The organism is Fusicatenibacter saccharivorans (assembly GCF_015557635.1).
GTDB lineage: Bacteria > Bacillota > Clostridia > Lachnospirales > Lachnospiraceae > Fusicatenibacter > Fusicatenibacter saccharivorans.
On record NZ_JADNOP010000013.1, the window covers coordinates 109,528 to 130,274 of the forward strand.

At 40.9% G+C, this 20,747-nt stretch carries 24 protein-coding genes and 3 pseudogenes; 26 read left to right on the forward strand and 1 reads right to left on the reverse strand.

Annotated elements, in window-relative coordinates:
• Positions 1-73 precede the first annotated feature (73 nt).
• From I2G42_RS11945 to I2G42_RS12025, 18 genes and pseudogenes are all read left to right on the forward strand, one after another.
• Positions 74-1,066: a biotin--[acetyl-CoA-carboxylase] ligase gene (locus I2G42_RS11945; RefSeq protein WP_055220867.1), complete on the forward strand. Its 993-nt coding sequence runs from the start codon at positions 74-76 to the stop codon at positions 1,064-1,066.
• Between the two features lie 27 nt (positions 1,067-1,093).
• Positions 1,094-1,477 carry a DUF6145 family protein gene (locus tag I2G42_RS11950; RefSeq protein WP_022461083.1) on the forward strand — a complete coding sequence of 128 codons (384 nt, stop codon included), beginning with the start codon at positions 1,094-1,096 and terminating at the stop codon, positions 1,475-1,477.
• Entirely contained in the window at positions 1,467-2,465 is a 999-nt protein-coding gene (gene dusB, locus I2G42_RS11955) for a tRNA dihydrouridine synthase DusB (protein ID WP_226906337.1), read from the forward strand. Before I2G42_RS11950 ends, dusB begins: the two co-directional genes overlap by 11 nt.
• 129 nt (positions 2,466-2,594) lie before the next feature.
• Complete coding sequence (locus tag I2G42_RS11960) at positions 2,595-3,989, forward strand: MATE family efflux transporter (protein WP_055267420.1); 1,395 nt, start codon at positions 2,595-2,597, stop codon at positions 3,987-3,989.
• A gap of 232 nt (positions 3,990-4,221) precedes the next feature.
• The gene (greA, locus tag I2G42_RS11965; protein WP_022461080.1) at positions 4,222-4,704 is read left to right on the forward strand and encodes a transcription elongation factor GreA; all 483 of its coding nucleotides are present in this window, start codon (positions 4,222-4,224) and stop codon (positions 4,702-4,704) included.
• 28 nt (positions 4,705-4,732) lie between these two features.
• Positions 4,733-6,778, forward strand: a complete 2,046-nt coding sequence (lysS, locus tag I2G42_RS11970; RefSeq protein ID WP_119221906.1) for a lysine--tRNA ligase — start codon at positions 4,733-4,735, stop codon at positions 6,776-6,778.
• A 226-nt stretch (positions 6,779-7,004) separates the two neighbouring features.
• The gene (locus I2G42_RS11975) at positions 7,005-7,508 is read left to right on the forward strand and encodes a GNAT family N-acetyltransferase (protein ID WP_022461045.1); all 504 of its coding nucleotides are present in this window, start codon (positions 7,005-7,007) and stop codon (positions 7,506-7,508) included.
• A 35-nt stretch (positions 7,509-7,543) separates the two neighbouring features.
• On the forward strand, positions 7,544-8,272 hold the full coding sequence (locus tag I2G42_RS11980; RefSeq protein ID WP_055225707.1) for a class I SAM-dependent methyltransferase: 729 nt from the start codon (positions 7,544-7,546) through the stop codon (positions 8,270-8,272).
• A gap of 99 nt (positions 8,273-8,371) precedes the next feature.
• On the forward strand, positions 8,372-8,974 hold the full coding sequence (locus I2G42_RS11985; RefSeq protein WP_055225706.1) for a Type 1 glutamine amidotransferase-like domain-containing protein: 603 nt from the start codon (positions 8,372-8,374) through the stop codon (positions 8,972-8,974).
• Between the two features lie 270 nt (positions 8,975-9,244).
• Positions 9,245-9,433: a hypothetical protein gene (locus tag I2G42_RS11990; RefSeq protein ID WP_055040005.1), complete on the forward strand. Its 189-nt coding sequence runs from the start codon at positions 9,245-9,247 to the stop codon at positions 9,431-9,433.
• A 104-nt stretch (positions 9,434-9,537) separates the two neighbouring features.
• Entirely contained in the window at positions 9,538-10,251 is a 714-nt protein-coding gene (locus tag I2G42_RS11995) for a lantibiotic protection ABC transporter ATP-binding protein (RefSeq protein ID WP_055225704.1), read from the forward strand.
• Positions 10,244-10,975 (forward strand): lantibiotic immunity ABC transporter MutE/EpiE family permease subunit, encoded by a 732-nt coding sequence (locus I2G42_RS12000; protein WP_055225702.1) that lies wholly within the window; start codon positions 10,244-10,246, stop codon positions 10,973-10,975. The genes I2G42_RS11995 and I2G42_RS12000 overlap by 8 nt, the downstream gene beginning before the upstream one ends.
• Position 10,976: 1 nt before the next feature.
• Positions 10,977-11,717: a lantibiotic immunity ABC transporter MutG family permease subunit gene (locus tag I2G42_RS12005; RefSeq protein WP_055225700.1), complete on the forward strand. Its 741-nt coding sequence runs from the start codon at positions 10,977-10,979 to the stop codon at positions 11,715-11,717.
• 14 nt (positions 11,718-11,731) lie between these two features.
• Positions 11,732-12,394 carry a response regulator transcription factor gene (locus I2G42_RS12010; protein WP_005359225.1) on the forward strand — a complete coding sequence of 221 codons (663 nt, stop codon included), beginning with the start codon at positions 11,732-11,734 and terminating at the stop codon, positions 12,392-12,394.
• Positions 12,382-13,758, forward strand: a complete 1,377-nt coding sequence (locus I2G42_RS12015; protein ID WP_055225698.1) for a sensor histidine kinase — start codon at positions 12,382-12,384, stop codon at positions 13,756-13,758. The genes I2G42_RS12010 and I2G42_RS12015 overlap by 13 nt, the downstream gene beginning before the upstream one ends.
• A gap of 112 nt (positions 13,759-13,870) precedes the next feature.
• Positions 13,871-13,966, forward strand: a pseudogene (locus I2G42_RS16450) (DUF6462 family protein); the annotation flags it as partial.
• Between the two features lie 308 nt (positions 13,967-14,274).
• A complete protein-coding gene (locus tag I2G42_RS12020) occupies positions 14,275-14,490 on the forward strand; it encodes a hypothetical protein (protein WP_055221652.1) in 216 nt (71 codons plus the stop codon).
• 22 nt (positions 14,491-14,512) lie between these two features.
• Positions 14,513-14,929: a hypothetical protein gene (locus I2G42_RS12025; protein WP_055225697.1), complete on the forward strand. Its 417-nt coding sequence runs from the start codon at positions 14,513-14,515 to the stop codon at positions 14,927-14,929.
• 51 nt (positions 14,930-14,980) lie between these two features.
• Here the strand turns inward: I2G42_RS12025 and I2G42_RS12030 are convergent, their stop codons facing one another.
• The gene (locus tag I2G42_RS12030) at positions 14,981-15,496 is read right to left on the reverse strand and encodes a helix-turn-helix domain-containing protein (RefSeq protein WP_055182202.1); all 516 of its coding nucleotides are present in this window, start codon (positions 15,494-15,496) and stop codon (positions 14,981-14,983) included.
• A gap of 192 nt (positions 15,497-15,688) precedes the next feature.
• Between I2G42_RS12030 and I2G42_RS12035 the strand changes: the two genes are divergently transcribed.
• The 8 genes and pseudogenes from I2G42_RS12035 to I2G42_RS17025 all read left to right on the forward strand — a co-directional run.
• Positions 15,689-16,345 (forward strand): hypothetical protein, encoded by a 657-nt coding sequence (locus I2G42_RS12035; RefSeq protein ID WP_172680796.1) that lies wholly within the window; start codon positions 15,689-15,691, stop codon positions 16,343-16,345.
• 735 nt (positions 16,346-17,080) lie between these two features.
• The gene (locus I2G42_RS16455) at positions 17,081-17,290 is read left to right on the forward strand and encodes a DUF6219 family protein (protein ID WP_021737557.1); all 210 of its coding nucleotides are present in this window, start codon (positions 17,081-17,083) and stop codon (positions 17,288-17,290) included.
• A 3-nt stretch (positions 17,291-17,293) separates the two neighbouring features.
• Complete coding sequence (gene bcp, locus I2G42_RS12040; RefSeq protein ID WP_021737556.1) at positions 17,294-17,749, forward strand: thioredoxin-dependent thiol peroxidase; 456 nt, start codon at positions 17,294-17,296, stop codon at positions 17,747-17,749.
• Complete coding sequence (yaaA, locus tag I2G42_RS12045) at positions 17,749-18,498, forward strand: peroxide stress protein YaaA (protein ID WP_024854728.1); 750 nt, start codon at positions 17,749-17,751, stop codon at positions 18,496-18,498. The genes bcp and yaaA overlap by 1 nt, the downstream gene beginning before the upstream one ends.
• Positions 18,499-18,625: 127 nt before the next feature.
• On the forward strand, positions 18,626-19,033 hold the full coding sequence (locus tag I2G42_RS12050; protein WP_055225693.1) for a Fur family transcriptional regulator: 408 nt from the start codon (positions 18,626-18,628) through the stop codon (positions 19,031-19,033).
• Positions 19,026-19,646, forward strand: a pseudogene (locus I2G42_RS16860) (flavin reductase family protein); the annotation flags it as partial. The gene I2G42_RS12050 and the pseudogene I2G42_RS16860, both read left to right, overlap by 8 nt.
• Positions 19,647-19,664: 18 nt before the next feature.
• Complete coding sequence (gene rbr, locus I2G42_RS16865) at positions 19,665-20,207, forward strand: rubrerythrin (protein ID WP_243277180.1); 543 nt, start codon at positions 19,665-19,667, stop codon at positions 20,205-20,207.
• A 27-nt stretch (positions 20,208-20,234) separates the two neighbouring features.
• A pseudogene (locus I2G42_RS17025) lies at positions 20,235-20,330 on the forward strand (L-lactate dehydrogenase); the annotation flags it as partial.
• Positions 20,331-20,747 lie beyond the last annotated feature (417 nt).

The window sequence follows — 20,747 nt, forward strand, 5'->3', positions numbered from 1 at the left end:
CGTACAGCAGCGCTGCGGAGCACGTCTTTCGCAGCGCTGCTGTTGGTTTATGTGAGGAGTGTGAAGATATCATATGCTGGAAAATAAAAGAGCTGAGACACTGCGCCTTCTGCGAGAATCAGGAGAAAATGTTTCGGGTCAGGATTTGTGTGAACATTTTGGAATTTCCCGTACTGCAGTGTGGAAGATCATGAATCAGTTAAAAGAGGAAGGATACGAGATCGAGGCGGTACAGAATAAAGGTTACCGTCTGCTGAACGAGCCGGATCTGATGACGAAGGACGAGCTGGAAAGCCGCACGCATACGAAATATGTTGGACAGACGGTCTATTACAGCCATGAAGTAGATTCGACAAATACGTGGGCGAAGCGCCTGGCGGAAGAAGGAGCGCCGAACGGTACACTGACAACGGCCGAGACGCAGACCGCTGGAAAAGGCCGCCGCGGAAGAGTCTGGAAATCGCCGGAGGGAACTTCCGTTTCGATGTCCCTCCTGCTGTACCCGGATCTCGAGCCGGCCAAAGCGCCGATGCTGACGATTGTGATGGGACTTGCTGTTGTGCAGGGGGTACAGAGAGCGCTCGGCGTCGACACGAGAATTAAGTGGCCGAACGATGCGGTGCTGAACGGGAAAAAGCTCTGCGGAATCTTAACCGAGATGAGTGCACAGATCGATTACATCAATTATGTCGTCATTGGAACGGGAATCAATGTGAACCAGACGGAGTTTCCGGAAGAAATTGCTGAGATCGCGACGTCACTGGCGATCGAAATGGGGCATCCGGTCAATCGGGCGAAAATAGTCGCAGCGGTGCTGGAGGCGTTCGAGGAGAATTACGAAAAATTCCTGGAGGCGGGAGATCTCTCGGCGCTGCAGGAAGCCTATGAGGCTGTACTTGCAAATAAGGATCAGCCGGTGCGTGTGCTGGATCCGAAAGAGCCGTTCGAGGGTGTGGCGCTCGGCATCACGTCGACGGGTGAGCTGCGTGTGAGAAAAGAGGATGGAACGATCGCGGAAGTGCATTCCGGCGAGGTTTCAGTGCGCGGCCTGTACAGTTATGTATAAAAAACTTGGATCAGGAAAGGAAAATATATGTATTCAGATGATGAAAAAGTAGTGCTCTGCGGAGCGAGTGCGTATGAGCAGAAATATTATTTTAACCAGGATTTTGCATCCCTGCCGCAGTCCGTGCAGGATGAGCTTCATATCATGTGCGTTATGTTCACCGTGGAAATCGGCGGCATTTTCACCATGTGGTTTGACAGTGACGGCAGTCTGCAGTTCGAAACAGAGGCTGTAGATGCGGATGCGATGTACGATGAGATCGGCGGTGCGCTGCGGATCAAGCAGTATCAGGAGGAGAAAAAGGATCTGCTGGAATCTCTGGAGCTGTATTACCGCGTTTTCTTCCTCGGCGAGGAAGTGCCGGAGGAAGCGTTCGCAGAAGAAGACGGAGAGAAGCCGGATGGAAAGTAAGAAACGTACGCTCCAGACGATGTCTCCGCTGAAAATCGGAAATGTGGAAATGCAAAATCCGCTCGTGCTCGCACCGATGGCAGGTGTGACGGATCTGCCGTTCCGCGTTCTCTGCAAGGAGCAGGGAGCAGGCCTGATCTGTATGGAGATGGTCAGCGCGAAGGCGATTCTGTATAAGAACAAAAATACCGAGGATCTGATGACGATTCATCCGGGTGAACATCCTGTATCGCTCCAGCTTTTTGGCAGTGATCCGGAAATTCTGGCGCAGATTGCCGCACAGATCGAGGAGCGGCCGTTTGACATTCTGGATTTTAACATGGGCTGCCCGGTGCCGAAGGTCGTCAACAACGGCGAGGGCTCCGCGCTGATGAAGGATCCTGCGCTGGTGCGGAAGATTGTGACCGGTATGGTAAAGGCAGTGAAAAAGCCGGTGACAGTTAAAATTCGAAAGGGATTTAACGAAGAGTCGGCGAATGCTGTGGAGATTGCAAAGATTCTCGAGGACTGCGGTGTGGCTGCGATTGCGGTGCATGGAAGAACGCGGGCACAGTTCTATTCCGGAAAAGCAGACTGGGATATCATCCGTCAGGTAAAAGAAGCGGTTTCGATTCCGGTCATCGGAAATGGCGATGTGGTTGATGCGGCGAGCGCCGAAGCGCTGGTTGAACAGACGGGCTGCGATGGCATTATGATTGGCCGCGGCGCGGAAGGAAATCCGTGGATTTTTAAACAGATTCTTCATTACAGGGAAACCGGAGAAACACTTGCAAAGCCGACGCAGCATGAGGTAAAAGAGATGATGCTTCGCCATGCGCGCATGCAGGTGGAATACAAAGGCGGCGCGATCGGCATCCGCGAGATGCGGAAGCACGTTGCGTGGTACACGGCGGGATTCCCGCACTCGGCGAAACTGCGCGCAGCGATCAACCAGGTGGAGAGCCTGCAGGAGCTGGAACAGATGCTGAATGAGTGGGAACGCGGCTGACAAGTAAGTAAAATAAGTCAAAAAAGTACCTATGATATGCCAATATTGATATATCACGGGTACTTTTTCTATGCTATACTGACATTTAGAGGTATTGGGAATAAAAAAACAAAAGAGGGAGTGTAGTGTATGACTATCAAAGAACTTTTCGCACCGTCCGACATGACGGTGGGAAAGCCGTGGGAAAAGATTGTAGCTTTTACAATCCCTATGCTGATCGGCAACATTGCCCAGCAGCTCTACAACACGGTTGACAGTATTGTGATCGGAAAATATGTCGGGGACAATGCGCTTGCGGCAGTTGGAAGCGCCAGCCCGATCTTAAACCTGCTTCTGGTTCTGTTCGTCGGAATTTCCGTCGGCGCCGGCGTCATGGTGTCGCAGTATTTTGGGGCAAAACAAAGAAAAGAGCTTTCGATGACGATCGGAAACTGCGTCACGCTGACAGCAATTTCTTCCATCATTATTATGATTCTGGGAGCCGTCCTCTCAAGGCCGCTGCTGGAAATGCTGAAAACACCGGATTCCATCATCGACTGGTGTACCTCGTATCTGGTGATCCTGATGGTGGGCTGTGCCGGCAGTGCGTACTATAACATTCTATGTGGTATCCTTCGCGGACTCGGCGATTCGATTTCGGCGCTGATTTATCTGCTGGTGGCAACGGTCATCAACATTGTATTGGATATTGTATTCGTTTCCCAGTTCCACATGGGCGTTGCCGGAGTTGCATACGCGACCGTGATTGCGCAGGCAATTTCTGCAGTACTCTGCATGTGGCGTCTGATGCGTATGACCGACATTTTTGATTTCAGACCCAAATACCTGAAAATGAAAAAACAGTATTCGATGGAAATTATCCGCCTTGGTCTGCCGTCCGGTATTACCCAGGCGATCTTCTCCATGGCGATGGTTATCGTACAGTCGCTGACCAACAGCTTCGGTGAAATGGTTATCGCCGCGAATGTTATCATCATGCGTGTCGATGGCTTTGCAATGATGCCGAACTTTTCGTTTGGTACCGCGATGACAACGTATGCCGGTCAGAATGTCGGTGCACGCCGTATGGACCGCGTAGAGCAGGGCGCAAAACAGGGAACACTGATTGCGGTCGGAACCTCAACGACCATTACCCTTTTAATTGTTATTTTCGGCCATCATCTGATGGGAATCTTTACGAATACCACAGAGCTCGTAACATTAAGTGCCAATATGATGAAGATCCTTGCGGTCGGCTATATTGCCATGGCAATAACACAGTCGCTTTCCGGCGTCATGCGTGGAGCAGGCGATACGATGACCCCGATGTGGATTTCGATGGTTGTTACCGTTGTAATCCGTGTGCCGCTGGCATACGGTCTGGCCTTTCTGACCAGAACGCCGGAGCTGCCAAACGGACGATATCAGGTACTCTGGATTTCCATGCTGGTAAGCTGGTGCATGGGTGCGCTTCTGACGCTGATTTTCTATAAAAAAGGAAATTGGAAAAAGAAAGCACTGACAGGAAGCTCATCCGAAAAATAAAGGAAAAATAAGAGAAAGATGCAGGAAGGATTTGTGAAAAAGAAAATCTTTCCTGCGTTTCTTTTTTTCTTGACATTCCGTGGGCAATCCTTTATACTACTTTAATTGTTAGGATAGGCGGAGTCTATCCTTATTTCAACCGGGAATACTGAAAATACAGCGCATTTCCGGAGAGTTTACAGAATAAAATCAGATATGACTGGATACAGAAACGATAGAAAGGGTGTATAAAATGGAACAGAAAAAAACGATTCTTACCTATGCCGGCCTGAAAAAACTGGAGGACGAGCTTCATGATCTCAAAGTAAACAAACGTAGAGAAATTGCCGGTAAAATCAAAGAAGCAAGAGAGCAGGGAGACCTTTCCGAGAACGCCGAGTACGATGCAGCCAAAGATGAGCAGCGTGACATCGAGGCAAGAATTGAAGAGATCGAAAAAATCCTGAAAAACGCAGAGGTTGTTGTTGAGGACGAAGTAGATTCCGATAAGATCAATATCGGATGTAAAGTAGACGTACTGGATCTGGAGTATGACGAGGAAATCGAGTTCCAGATCGTTGGCTCCACCGAAGCAAACAGCCTGGAAGGAAAAATTTCCAACGAGTCTCCGGTGGGAAAAGCTCTGATCGGCGCGCACAAGGATGATATTGTCGATGTAGAAACACCGGCCGGAATTATGCAGTACAAAGTACTTTCTATCCAGAGAAATATCTAAAAAATACAAAGAAAAGGGAGTGAAGAGATTGGCACAGCAGACACAGGAACAGGATATTAACCACTTACTGAAGGTTCGCCGCGAGAAACTTGCAGAGCTGCAGCAGAACGGAAGAGACCCGTTCCAGATTACAAAGTTCGATCAGACACATCATTCGCTTGAGGTGAAAGGTCTTTATGAGGCACATGAGAGTGAGCTGTTAAAAGACCGCCAGGAGCCGAACGTAGAGGGAATGGATGAGGAGCAGGCGAAAGAAGCTCTTAAAAAGGATTACGAAGAGAGAAGAAATATCATGGACGCAAGCCCGATCCATGTGGCAATTGCAGGACGTATGATGTTTAAGCGAGTCATGGGCAAGGCATCTTTCTGCAATATTCAGGATTTACAGGGAAACATCCAGGTATACGTTGCAAGAGATGCGATCGGAACAGAGTCTTACGCTGATTTTAAAAAATCTGATATCGGTGATATCTTCGGAGTGGAAGGATTTGCTTTCAGAACAAGAACAGGTGAGATTTCTATCCATGCAGAGAAAGTGACACTCCTCTCCAAGAGCTTACAGATCCTCCCGGAGAAGTTCCACGGTCTGACAGATGTAGATACCCGTTACCGTCAGAGATATGTAGACCTGATCATGAATGCAGAGTCTAAAGATACCTTTATCAAGCGTTCCAAGATTCTCAGTGCGATCCGCAAGTACTTAAGCGGAGAAGGATTCATGGAAGTTGAGACTCCAATGCTTGTACAGAACGCAGGTGGAGCAGCAGCAAGACCGTTCGAGACACATTTCAATGCCCTGAACGAAGATCTGAAGCTTCGTATTTCCCTGGAGCTGTACCTGAAGAGACTGATTGTCGGAGGACTCGAGAAGGTATATGAGATCGGACGTGTATTCCGTAATGAGGGTCTTGATACAAGACATAACCCGGAGTTCACTCTGATGGAGCTTTACCAGGCATTTACAGATTACCACGGCATGATGGATCTGACAGAGAACCTGTATCGTTTTGTCGCACAGGAAGTGCTCGGAACGACACAGATCGTATACAAAGGAATCCCGATGGATCTCGGTAAGCCGTTCGAGCGTATCACAATGGTTGACGCAGTGAAGAAGTACGCAGGCGTTGACTGGAATGAAGTTGAGACTCTGGAGCAGGCAAGAGAACTTGCAAAAGAGCATCATATTGAGTTTGAAGAGAGACATAAAAAAGGTGATATCCTGAATCTCTTCTTTGAGGAGTTTGTAGAGGAGCATCTGCTTCAGCCGACGTTCGTTATGGACCACCCGGTTGAGATCTCGCCGCTGACGAAGAAAAAGCCAGAAAATCCAGAATATGTAGAGCGTTTCGAGTTCTTCATGAATGGATGGGAAATGGCAAATGCTTACTCTGAGCTGAATGACCCGATCGACCAGAGAGAACGTTTTAAAGCCCAGGAAGAACTGCTTGCCCAGGGCGATGATGAAGCCAATACAACAGATGAAGACTTCATGAACGCACTGGAGATCGGTATGCCGCCGACCGGTGGTATTGGATTCGGCATTGACCGTATGTGTATGCTTCTGACAGGAGCTGAGGCAATCAGAGACGTGCTGCTCTTCCCGACGATGAAATCACAGGGCGCTGCTAAGAACGAAGCAAACAACGCAGCTCAGTCTGGTGCAGCAGCTCCGGCAGAGACAAAAGTAGCTGAGAAGGTTGATTTCTCCAATGTGAAGATTGAACCAATCTTTGAAGAAATGGTTGATTTCGATACATTTGCAAAATCTGATTTCCGTGCAGTTAAGATTCTTGAGTGTGAAGCAGTTCCGAAATCCAAGAAGCTTCTGAAGTTTGTACTGGATGACGGAGAACGCAAGGATCGCGTGATTTTAAGTGGTATTCACGAGTATTACGAGCCGGAAGAACTGGTTGGTAAGACAGCAATCGCTATCGTTAACCTGCCACCGAGAAAGATGATGGGAATTGATTCCGAGGGTATGCTGATTTCAGCCGTACACGAGGAAGATGGTCACGAGGGACTGAACCTTCTGATGGTAAATGACAGAATCCCAGCAGGTGCTAAGCTCTATTAAGATGATGTAAAGATGTACCGTTTTACCAAATAGACGGGACGTACTTCATTTGATAAAAAACTAAAAAAACAGCGATTTACATTAAACTTACATCAATTGATGCAGAAATCGGTGCAAGCAAGGGAAAATCGCATAATTAGTGCAATGGGTGGGCAATTCCAATCGGAGTTGCCCATTTTCTAAAATGAATGGAAATGTAAATCGATATTTAGCGAGGTAAAGATATATGCTTCATTTAGAAAAAGTAAATGGTAATAATGTCTGGGATATCCTGAAACTGACGGTATCGAAATCGCAGAAGAACTTCGTTGCCACCAATGAGATCAGCATCATTGAAGCGTATACTGCAATTACGGGAAACGGTCATGCATTCCCGTTTGGTATATATGATGAGGATAAGCCTGTAGGCTTCCTGATGATTGGTTTTGATGTTGATGATTATTGGACGGATGCACCTGAAATTGCAAAGGGAAACTATAATCTGTGGCGTCTTATGATCGATAAGGCATATCAAAACAGAGGGTACGGAAAAGAAGCGGTCAGCCTTGCATTAGAGTTCATAAAATCTATGCCTTGTGGAGAAGCGGAATACTGTTGGCTATCATATGAACCCGATAATGCAGTTGCCCGTCAGATGTATCGCTCTTTCGGTTTCGAAGAAACCGGTGAAATGGACGGCGAAGAACTGATCGCTGTTCTGAGACTGCAATTAACAACTTCAAGTTTTTGAAACTGAGAAATAGGAAGTTGTGGAGGTAATTATCAATGAGAAATATTTACGATAATAGTGAATTTTTTGCCGCATATGCGGAAATGGGAAGAAGCAAAGATGGTCTGAAAGCTGCTGGAGAGTGGCATCAGTTGCAACCGTTATTCCCTAAATTACAGGGAAAAAAAGTTTTGGATTTAGGATGTGGTTACGGTTGGCATTGCAAATATGCCGCACAAATGGGAGCTACTGAAATTCTTGGTATTGATAGTAGTCAAAAAATGATTGCAAAAGCAGTAGCTGATAACTCTGATGACAAAATCAAGTATAAAGTTTGCGGTGTTGAAGAATACATTTATCCTGAAAATACTTATGACCTAGTTGTTTCTAACCTGGTACTGCACTATATCGAAAATTTAGCTAATGTTTATCAAAAGGTGTATTGCACATTAAAAGTAGGTGGGTATTTCCTATTCAATATTGAACATCCGACTTTCACCGCAGGTGTTAATGAGGATTGGATTTATGATGAAAATGGGAAACCTAAATATTGGCCAATCGACAATTACTATTACCCAGGCGAAAGAGAAACCAATTTTCTTGGTCAACGAGTAATTAAACAGCACCACACATTAACGCAGATATTGAATCCACTTATAAAATGTGGTTTTCAAATTGAGGCTATTGAGGAAGCAATGCCTCCGGCAGATATGATGGGTATGCCGGGAATGTGTAATGAAATGCGTAGACCTATGATGTTGTTGGTTAAGGTTAAAAAGGTTTAATAAACAACTTCTAGTTTGTAGATGCAAATACATAGTAATTATGGTGTAGGGGACAAGGAATTGTTCCTTGCAAATCGCAATTTATAAAGGAGAATATTGATGAACCTATTTTTATGTTCGCACTTTTCAAGTGTAGGAAGTCTGATAAAGGAAGAAATTGAAAATAAAAAAGTCGCATTTATTCCAACAGCTTCGCTGCGTGAAGGCTACACCGGTTATGTCGGCTCGGCTCGAAAATTATTCAAAAAGTTGGGAGCAATCGTAACTGAAATTGATATTTCAACGGAGGCTTATTCAACGATACAGTCTGTTTTTGAAGATGCGGATGTGATATATTTTACCGGCGGAAATTCTTTTTTCCTTATAGACCAGCTCCGTAAAACGGGAACGGATGAGCTGTTGAAGAAAGAATTGGCAAAGGGAAAACTGATGATTGGTGAATCGGCAGGTGCGATTATATGCGCTCCAAGCATCCAATATATCGAGCAAATGGATGAAAAGCCGGAGGACTACTCACAAGAAGATGATGCAGGGCTTGATTTGATTGATTTCTATGTTCTTCCGCATTATCTTACAGCACCATTTAAGAAAGTTACCGAGAAAATAATGACTGAGTTTTCGGATTTGAATCTATGCCCAATTAACAACCGTCAGGGAATTGTAATTGATGGTGAAGGTTCAAAGGTTATTTGTAAAGACTAATTTGAAAATTCAAGTTTGTCGGACTTACTCTACAATAATCAAAGACCGCTTACATCGTGTAGGCGGTCTCTTTTCTTATTCAGAAATATTTGATTTTGAGCTTTCTTTTCTTGGCTGACATTACCTTGCAGAGAACATCGTCAACCCCGTCGGTATATCTGCCTTGTGCTATCAGGCTGTTCTTTAAACGGATAAGTGATTGTATTACTCTGCCATATTCGTCATCATTAAGATAGATGAAGCACTTGAATTGATGGGCAGGTAGACTATATGTATGGAGAAGCACTTTATAAGCCTGAAATGAAAGAAGGAAATCCTATAAGGTTATATAGTTTGGATGAAATCACGGAGATATTCGGTAAATTAGGACTTCGTATTTGTAACAGCTTTGCTGATTTCAGTGGAAAGCCGAGTTCTGATAATGATATTCAATTGATGGTTTATTCCATACGAGAATAAAAATAGAGTAGACGAATTATTTAGCAATCTTCATCAAATCTTTATTTTTTTCTGTTAGGTTATATTTCAGTAAGAAATGAAATATGGAAGGAAGGATAGTAAAGATGGAAATGATGTTGCAGACACAAAATTTGTGTAAATATTTTAGAAAGCAGAAAGCGGTAAATAATGTTTCACTTAATATAGAAAAGAAACAGATTTATGGACTGCTTGGACCGAATGGTGCGGGAAAATCTACCACATTGAAAATGTTGACTGGTATGATGAAACCAACTGCAGGAAAGATTTACTTTGATGGAAAACTTTGGGATAGGAAAGATTTATCAAAAATAGGAGCGTTAATTGAGAATCCGCCTATTTATGAAAATCTTTCCGCTAGAGAGAATTTGAAGGTAAGACAATTATTGCTTGGTACAGATGAAAACAGAATTGATGAGGTCTTGCAGATTGTATCACTTACAAACACCGGAAAGAAGAAAGCAGGACAGTTTTCTTTGGGAATGAAGCAAAGACTAGGCATTGCAATGGCATTGCTTGGAGAACCGGAACTTTTGATATTGGATGAACCTACGAATGGATTAGATCCAATAGGCATCGAGGAATTACGAGAGCTGATCCGGTCTTTTCCGGAACAGGGAATCACTGTAATTCTCTCCAGTCATATTCTCTCAGAGGTACAGTTACTTGCAGATAAAGTCGGGATTATTTCAGGTGGAATCTTAGGATACGAAGGAGCATTAAAGCAGGGAGATAATCTTGAAGATTTGTTTATGAATGTGGTAAGAAAAAACCAGAAAGCAGGTGAAATCCATGGTTAATATTATAAAAGCAGAACATCAAAAAGCCAAAAGAACCATGCGAAAAAAGTTTATCTGGGGATTTCCTCTTCTTACATTTGTCATGGCATTTATATTTACTCTTGGGATGACAAATGCTTATGCAGAAAGTGTTTGGAACTGGTGGTATACACTTTTGCTGCCGGGGATGATTGCTCTATTTTGTTATCTTTCTGTGGCGCAGGAGAAAAAGATAAAATACTATCATTTAACGACTATTCCCACAGATAGAAGAAAATTGTTGCTGGGGAAAATTATTTATATTGGGTACATGATTTTGTTTTCTAATGTGATTGTGTTTGCAGGAGCAACGCTTGGAGGCTTTCTTCTAACGACACATGTTCCAGTTGGAGGAGCGTTGATTGCAGTATTGTTTCTGACGGTTTCTGAGTTATGGGAGATTCCGGTAGCTTTATTTTTAAGTGAACGATTTGGAATGATTGTAAACCTGTTCGTCTGCCTGTTTATTACCGTCAGCGGTGTGGTAATATCACAAACCAGAATCTGGTATGTACTTGTTTCTGCAATCCCTATGCGAATGATGTGCCCGTTGCTTCATGTTTTACCAAATGGACTTGCCGCAGAAGCAGGGAATCCTCTTTTGGATACGGGAGTCATTGTTCCGGGAATGTGTCTCTCAATCATCTGGTTTGTTTTTGTAACGGTTCTGTTTTTGAAATGGTTTGAGAGAAGAGAGGTGAAATAAGATGGTTGGAAGATCTCTTAATGCAGACTTGCGAAAGATGAAAGGAACATCTGTGATTCTGGCACACTTACTGATTCCGATTATAACCAGCGTTATATTTTTAATATATTACTTTTTTTCACCATGGAATGAAAATATGAAAGTGATTGCATTTTATCAGGCAATAGGAGCAGGACTTCCGGTACTTATTGGAATTTTTACAGCAAGTGTGATGGAACAGGAACAAAATGCAGGTGATTTTCAAAATCTGTTGTCTTTACCGGATAAACCTGCAGCATTTTTATCGAAACTGTTGATGCTACTGGTTTTGTGTCTGTGCTCTATCCTATTGACAGCAATCATATTCGGAATTGGATTTGGAAGAATCGCATCAAGCGATATCGAAATCATGAAAGGATGTATATTTGCAGCATTGCTGCTGTGGGGAAGCAGTGTTCCACTTTATCTGTGGCAGCTGATTCTGGCTTTTCAGTTTGGAAAAGGGGTATCCATTGGAGCAGGGATTATATCAGGACTAATTAGTGCATTGATGCTTACCGGACTTGGAGATTATGTGTGGAAATATGTATTTGTCTGCTGGACGGGTAGAGTACCATATACTTATCTGCAATCTGTATTGGGAGAAACTAGTGTAGGTGAATGGTTGTCATTCATACCAGGTTGCTTAATATTTACAGGGATTAGTATGGTATACTATTTTTGGTGGGTAAACCACTGGGAAGGAAACAGAATATCGGAATAGAATCGAGGGAAACTATGGCAAAAATACTGGCAGTTGATGATGAACCGGCAATTTTGGAAATGATAGAAAGCATTTTGAATAAGGATGGACATCTGGTTACCAAAGTAAGTAATCCACTAAAAATTAATATGGAAGAATTACATCGTTATGACCTGATTTTACTGGACATTATGATGCCTGGAATTGATGGCTTCGAATTATGCAAAAGAATTAGGATACTTGTGGATTGTCCGATTTTGTTTCTTACGGCAAAAACCGAGGAAAACAGTCTTGTAAACGGACTTTCTTTAGGAGCAGATGATTATATTTCAAAGCCATTTGGAGTGATGGAACTTCGGGCAAGGATCAATGCACATCTTAGAAGAGAGCACAGGGAACATTCTGTCCGGATGGTTTTGGGGAGGGTCTGTATTCAAATATCTCAAAAGAAACTATTGGTTGATGATAAGGAACTTCCTCTTACGAAAGCGGAGTACGAAATCTGTGAATTCCTGGCTAAAAACAGAGGACAGGTTTTCTCGAAGGAACAAATATTGGAAGCGGTCTTTGGCTTTGACAATGAGAGTAATGACAGTACTATAATCACGCATATCAAAAATATAAGAGCAAAATTTGCGGATTATGATTATACACCGATAAAAACAGTCTGGGGGATTGGATATAAATGGGAAGAGTAAAGAGAAGCAATGCACTCAGCAGGATTTTTATGAGATATGTACTGGTCATGCTTGGATCATTAGTTGGTTTGGTGATTGTTGCTTATCTGCTGCTGTACCTTTTGATTAGTGTGGGCTGTATTTATCCGGCAAATTATGCAGAGCAAAAGATTAATGAAGCATATGATACGATTCTACGTGCAGATAAAGTGACTGCTGAGATGATTCCCACACTTTGTGATTATGTAATCTTTTCAGAGAATGGAGAGAAAATAGGTGGAGATCTGTCAGAACAATACGAACAGATAGCATGGAATGTTGCAAAGTACGGAAACGCATCCGGGAAATATTTTTATAAAGTAATTGTAAGGGAAAATGAATATGTTGTATTGCAATATCGCCTGACACCTCAATATCATTCAGCTTTTTTGAGGGAGCATTTTATAGGACCACAGAATGTGATGATTATTATGTCTGTGATTGGAGCGGTAGCGATTATCATCATTCCGTCCATACGTTTTGGAAAAAGAATCAAAAAGCAGATGCAGCCTGTATTAGACGCAATCAGACAAATAAAGGATCAAAATCTGGAATATGAGACATCCTGTTCCGGTATCAAAGAGTTTGATGACTGTTTATCGGCAATCGATGATATGCGAGATGCATTGCGAGAATCTTTAGAAAAGCAGTGGAAAACAGAGCAGGAAAAGAAACAACAGATGTCTGCTTTGGCGCATGATATTAAAACACCTCTTACGATTGTACGGGGAAATGCAGAACTACTTTCAGAGACTGAACTGACCACAGAACAGAAGAATAATATCACTTATGTTTTGAACGGCACAACACAGATACAAAGTTATGTAAAACAGTTGATAGATGTCACAAAATCATGGAATTGCAGTGATGTTACCTATACAACGGTGAGGTTAGAAGATTTTTTCGCAGATATAAAGGAACAGGCACTCGGACTGGTAGAAATCTATCACCAGAAGATAGATTGGAAGGCGGAACAAAGTGATAAAAAGGTAACGATTGCTTATGATCCAATGTTCCGAGCCGTAATGAATGTGATTCAGAATGCAGTGGAGCATACAAAAGAAAATGGAATCATTTATATTGACGCAAAGGAGCAGGATGACCGGCTGACATTCATTGTGGAGGATAGCGGATCAGGATTTACAAAAGAAGCATTATTGCATGGCACAGAGCAGTTTTTTATGGATGACACAAGTAGAAATGGCGAAGCCCATTATGGGATGGGACTATTTTTTGCAAAAACTGTGGCTGAAAAATATGGTGGAGGTATTAAACTTTCAAATTCTGAAAATACAGGTGGGGCGCGGGTAGAAATATTTTTCCTGAGTAGTCAAGAAACAAGCTAAATGAAAAGTCTAATCCCCCAGCATAGCTGGGGGATTAGACTTTTCATTTATACGGATATTCGCAAACTACAAGATAAAGCCAAAACTTCATATACTCTAACAGTTAGCGAAAGATGCCAGAGCAGTATACCATGTCAAACGAATTGTGTTAGTTAATCTGGATCTTATTGATGAATATCTGGAAGCATTCCGTGATGAAGAATTTTGATGAAAGAACAGGAGGAACAACTATTCCTCGAAAATTGAGAATTACATATGTTCAATTCTTTGTATTAGGTATATATTTTGAAAAGTTATCCGGTTATACTGACAATATCAAAAGGCAGAACTGTTAGAATGAGGTGAGCAGATGGATACAGCACAGAGAATAAGGATAATTCGGATGATTGAAAAAATAGAGAAGAACCCAGGATTCAGTAGTAAAATCGGTGTGAGAAATACATCTGAGTTTATATCAAGTAAACAATCAAAAAAATGAATGATTCAAATCATAACAGGAGTCAGAAGGAGTAGAATATGTTATCGTTATTATTTGCTATATGCATGATCTGGTTTATTGGAAAATTTTTTATATTTGGTGTAAAAGCATCCTGGGGAATCTTAAAGCTGCTCTGTACAGTTGTATTTTTCCCGGTGATTTTGATAGGAATGGTTGTTGGCGGACTGATTTATATTGCACTTCCATTGTTGATCATCGGCGGAATCATTGCACTTATATCATCTAACTCATAAAAATACGAGGAGGGAAGAAATTATGGGATATGATATAGAAAAAGAGAAACGAGAAGCGATTGAAGCAGGACAACGTGCGTTAAGTAGTCTTCGGACAGCAAAAGAGAACCTGAACAGTGCAAAGAATTGGGGCTTGGTGGATATGTTTGGCGGTGGATTCTTTTCTACGATGTTGAAACACTCCAAGATGGATCAGGCAAGACAAAATATGGAACAGGCGAAATATGATCTTCGTAATTTCAGTAGGGAATTAAATGATGTGAACGTGGCTTGTAATTTAAACATCAATACTGGAGACTTCTTATCCTTTGCAGATTATTTTTTTGATGGATTTGTTGTGGATTGGATGGTGCAGGATCGAATCAACAATGCTAGACATCAGGTGGAAGAAGCTATCCGCAGAACGGAATACATCATAAACCAGTTACAGCATATGTAAAGGAAAGAGGCAGTGAACCATAAATAGGTTCGCTGCCTTGTTTTTTCATACTTATTTCTGTTTCTTTTTTTCTTCTCTGAGCAATTCGATGTTTAGTCCCTGCTCTCCGGCTGTTTTATCAACCCAGAGATTCAGAGAATCTATTGCCAGAGAAATTTCATCCAGTTTGTTGCTGATAAAAGCAAAATCCTTGATCTCATCATCACTGATCTTACCGTCACGGGCAATCTGGATCAGACGTGTGGTAAGAGGATTAATCTCATTCAGACTGGCAATGGTTTCCAGGATTATATTGGACAAGTCAGAAACTTCGACTTCCGGGACATAACGGTGACCGATTTCGCATTTATGAGAGCAGTAATAATTGCAGAGATCTGGTCGCCCGTAAGCGTCTGCCATCTGGATAATATCATAAGGTGTAGGTTCCTGCATTTCATATTCAAATTTTTCAATTTTAGAATCAGAAACAGCAGTCATTTTTTCGCTGGCTTCTAATCTGGTAAGACCGGCTTCTTCCCGGCAAATCTGATAAATTGTTTTATTTTCTCTTGTAGATTGTTTCCCCATGAGAATAACCTCCCCGTATATCGCCGAACATGAGAATTATCAGGTGTTAAGTCCACATGCTGTGCGTGTATTTTCTTTATAGATTTTATTATACTTGAAGCATCAGTAAACAACAAGTGCATTGTTGATACGGAATTATGAAAGGAAGAAAAAACATGAGGAAAACTAGAAGTGATTGTAGAGTAGGAACATTTGAAAAGAAGCATGGTCTTCCACCGGGGACTATTAGAAACAAAAATGGAAGAGATACCAGAAGTGACAAAAAAATTGGCACCATTCGCAAAGAAGCAAAGTAGGAACATAATCATGGAAAAGAAAATAAGAAAAAGATATCATTCAGAAGAAGCTGTAAAAAAAGCGTTAAAAATTGAATCATTTCGAAATTTAACAAAGGATAAAGTGATGGAGTTTACATCTATGATTCCATATATGGAAAAGGAAGTGGCGCTTGAAATAATAAAGCAGTTCCCAGTATATGTAGAGTTTGTGGAATCAGCAATAGAAAATTATACACAGTTATGCAAAACAATTTTAGAAACAAATAAAGAAGAATATGAACAAGCAGTTCATGCACATCAGTATGTTCTTGAGACCTTCGCAAATCAGCTGGAACAAGAAAACTTAACAGAGGAGGAAAGAAGGGAATTTTCTGAAAAAATGATGGAAGAAGCTGATAAAATAACGGAATTATATTTACAGCAGCAGAAATTTCATGAGCGAGTGTTCAAGACGATTGGGGGAGTTGTAACATTAGCTTTGGGAGTGACGGTAACAATGTTAGGTTTAAAAGCAATTGGTAGCGATGAAGATTTACCTCAACTAGATGATGAGAATCAGAATGTTGCATAATAGCTTTATCTATAATTGAAAACAACAGGATGGAAAGGCTCAGGAAAAAGTATTCTGGGCCTTTTGTCTTAGAAGGATAGCAGTATAAAAGAGCAGGGATTTTTATACCCCACCTATTGATATACACTGTAACCATCAAAGAAGATTAAATCATAAAATTCAAAGAAATGGAGGAGTTGGCAATGAAAGGTTTTAACACTGGTGATGGTTACATGGGATTGGAGACTGTGAGAAAAAGTCTGTAACACTTTTTCTATGCGAACCCTACAAAAATATTAGAAGAATAACGTATGCAAAACTTCCTGTTTGCCAACTTGCCCTTTGAGAGAGGAAAAATCCTTTTCTCAAAGGGCTTTTTTGTTTATACGGATATTCGCAAACTTACAAGATAAAGCTAAAATTTCATATACTCTAAGCACAAGGAGGTTGAGGTTTATGAGCCAAACAGCACAGTGTCTAAGGCATATAAGCCACGAACCTGGTATACATTCTGCCAAATGGGAACAATGACGCAGGGTATCTGTAAATTAAAAAATAATGAAAAGAAGAATAAAAAAATACAACACGAAAGGATGCGTCAAGGTAATGCAAGAATTATCGTGATACATCCTTTTGTATTTGGATTGAGTATTTTTCTTTCCCTGCTTGTCAAAAGTAATGGATGGAATGTATAATATTGTTAATGATCCAGAGATATTTATTTTGGAAACAGCTTAATCAATTTGGAGGTATAAAATGAAAGCACATAAGTATTGGTCAATCGGAGCGTTAATTACTATGATTGGAACTTTTTATACTGGATATAAAGGATCCAAATCAGGTCATAGGTATTTTGCGTGTAGCACTCTTATATGTATGATCATGTCTATGTATACGGGACATAAAATGATTTCAGGTAATAAAAGAACAAGAAAACAGGTAGAAAATACAAAAGCGGAGGAATAGTAAATGTTAGAGTTAGGAAAAAAAGCACCGGACTTTGAATTGCCGGATCAGAATGGAGAAATGCATAAATTAAGCGATTATGCAGGAAAAAAAGTGATCTTATATTTTTATCCAAAGGATAATACACCAGGATGTACGAAGCAGGCATGTGGCTTTTCTGAGCGTTATCCACAGTTTACTGAGAAGGGAGCTGTTATTCTCGGAGTAAGCAAGGACTCTGTAGCGTCTCACAAGAGATTTGAAGAAAAATACGGACTGGCATTTACGCTATTAGCAGATCCGGAGCGTAAAGTTATTGAAGCATATGATGTCTGGAAAGAAAAGAAAAATTATGGAAAAGTATCTATGGGTGTAGTAAGAACTACATATCTTATTGATGAGCAGGGAATCATTATAAAGGCAAATGATAAAGTCAAGGCGGCAGATGATCCTGAAAATATGCTTAAGGAATTGGCATAATGAAGATTATTTTATCACCTGCAAAAAAGATGATTGTAGATACCGATAACTTAGCACCGGTTGAACTGCCTGTCTATATTGATAAGACAGCAGAAGTATTAAACTGGATGAAAAGCAAATCAAAAGAAGAACTGAAAGCTATCTGGAAATGTAATGACAAGATTGCAGAGCAGAACTTTAACAGATTGGAAAATATGGATCTTTATAACAGGCTTACTCCGGCTGTTTTAGCATATGAAGGGATTGCATTTCAATATATGGCACCATCTGTGTTTGAAATCCAGCAGTTTGAGTATTTGCAAAATCATTTAAGAATCTTGTCTGCGTTTTATGGCATTTTAAAACCAATGGATGGTGTGACTCCTTATCGTCTTGAAATGCAGGCAAAGGTTGGAATTGGAGATGCAAAAAATCTGTATGAGTACTGGGGAGAATTGTTATACCGCTCAGTAATTGATGACAGCAGGATTATCATTAATCTTGCATCAAAAGAATACTCAAAATGTATAGAAAAGTATCTGACACCACAGGACAGATATATTACGATTGTATTTTGTGAGTTATCCGGAGATAAATTGGTAACAAAAGGTACCTATGCCAAGATGGCTCGTGGTGAAATGGTCAGATTCATAGCGGAAAATAATATTGAAAATCCGGTGGAGATTCAGAAATTTGACAGACTCGGATATTCGTTTAGGTCTGATTTATCTTCAGATTCAGAATATGTATTTGAACGCAAAATAAAATAGTTATTCAGATAAAAGATGCTCAGTTTGGCAGTTTTTATAATAATGAGAATTATTACTATTTTTATTGACGACAGGATAATAGTGGTATATAATCCTTATTAAGAACTAATCCTAATAAGGAGGACGAATGACAAGTAGGAGAAATACCATTCAAAAAGATCTCGTAAGAAATACCGTATACGAAATGAGAAGACACGTTACGGCAAATGAAGTGTATGAATTTATAAAAGAAGCATATCCAACAATTGGAAAAGGAACTGTATATAGAAATCTTGATATATTGGTAGAGGAAGGTGCATTAAGAAAGGTTGAAGTTCCGAATGGACCGAACCGATTTGATTTTACATTGAAAAATCATTACCATGTAAGATGTATAAAGTGCGGTGAAATTTTTGATGTGGATATGGATCAAATACCGGATTTACTGGAAAGAATTCATAACACTCATGGAATTGAATTTGTGGATTATGATATTTCATTTAAAGGCATTTGCCCGAAATGCAGGGAGAAGGTAAAGGAGGAACAGCATGGATAGGAAAGCAATGTATAAGTTGAGTTATGGACTGTTTATATTAACCGCTAAAGAAGCAGAAAAAGATAACGGATGCATCATTAATACAGCCATTCAGGCAGCTTCGGAACCAAACCAGTTAAGTATCTGTGTAAATAAGGCAAATTATACGCATGATATGATTCAAAGAACCGGAAAATTTACTGTATCAGTCTTAAGTCAGAAGGCACAATTTGAATTGTTCAAACATTTTGGCTTCCAATCAGGAAGAGATACCAATAAGTTTGAAGCCTTTGAGCAGTGTGCCAGGGGCACAAATGGTATTTATTATATTACAGAAGGTACAAATGCATACATTTCTGTGACAGTTACTAAAACAGAGGACTTGGGTTCACATACGATGTTTATCGGTGAGATAACCGATATGGAAGTTTTAAGCAATGTTCCTTCAGTAACATATGATTATTATCAGAATAATATTAAGCCTAAGCCACAGGAGGTTGGAAAAACAGAGGACAGTCAGACAATATGGCGTTGTAGAATTTGCGGATATGAATATGTAGGCGAGGAATTACCAGATGACTTTATATGTCCTTTGTGCAAGCACCCGGCATCAGATTTTGAAAAAGTAGTAAAGAAAACGGAGGTAAAAGAGATGGCAGAAAACAAATATGCAGGAACACAGACAGAGAAGAATTTACAGGAGGCATTTGCAGGGGAATCACAGGCAAGAAATAAGTATACCTATTTTGCTTCTGTAGCGAAAAAGGAAGGTTACGAGCAGATGTCAGCATTGTTTTTAAAGACTGCAGATAATGAGAAAGAACATGCAAAGATGTGGTTCAAGGAATTAGCAGGAATTGGTGATACAAAGGAAAACCTGGTGGCAGCGGCAGAAGGCGAAAATTATGAGTGGACAGATATGTATGATGGCTTTGCTAAAACAGCTGAGGAAGAAGGATTCCCTGAGCTTGCAGCAAAATTCAGGGCAGTAGGTGAGATTGAGAAGCACCATGAGGAAAGATATCGTGCACTTCTTAAGAATATTGAAACTTCACAGGTATTTGAAAAGAGCGAAGTTAAGGTATGGGAATGCCGTAACTGCGGACATATCGTGGTAGGAACAAAGGCTCCTGAGGTATGTCCGGTATGTAACCATCCACAGAGCTATTTTGAAGTACATGAAGAGAATTATTAAGGAGATGAGATTATTACGAAGAAGAAAGTGATTAATTCAAAAAAAGCAGTAATGATAGGCTGTGGCTTTGTTGGTTCTGCATCGGTATTTGCCCTGATGCAGAGTGGCTTGTTTACAGAGATTAAGTGATAATTCTTTTGAAATGAAGCTATGGGAGATTATCCCAAGACAAAAACAGGTTTTTGATTGGAAAACGTGTAAAAATGTCGCAGTTTTTTTGCAAAGATTGTAGATTATAAATCTTCTTTTACAAGCGATAATAATCTGATGAAAACAATGATCATCAGGTGCTTCAAAACATCTTTCCAATTTGGTGCAGGCAGATATTATTGAACCAGTATCCGGTCACGGAAAAGGAAAATATAAATTCAAGAAGTAGTTTAGGTATTGTAAAATTTCCACTCGATGAGTGGAAAATTTGCTTATCCAATGCGTCGTAAAACCCCTTGCTTCAGCTATGGGGATATAAGACGCGTCCATCGAATTTACGCAAGTAATTGAAGATGGACAAAATAACAATTGTGTTAATTGATAAAACAT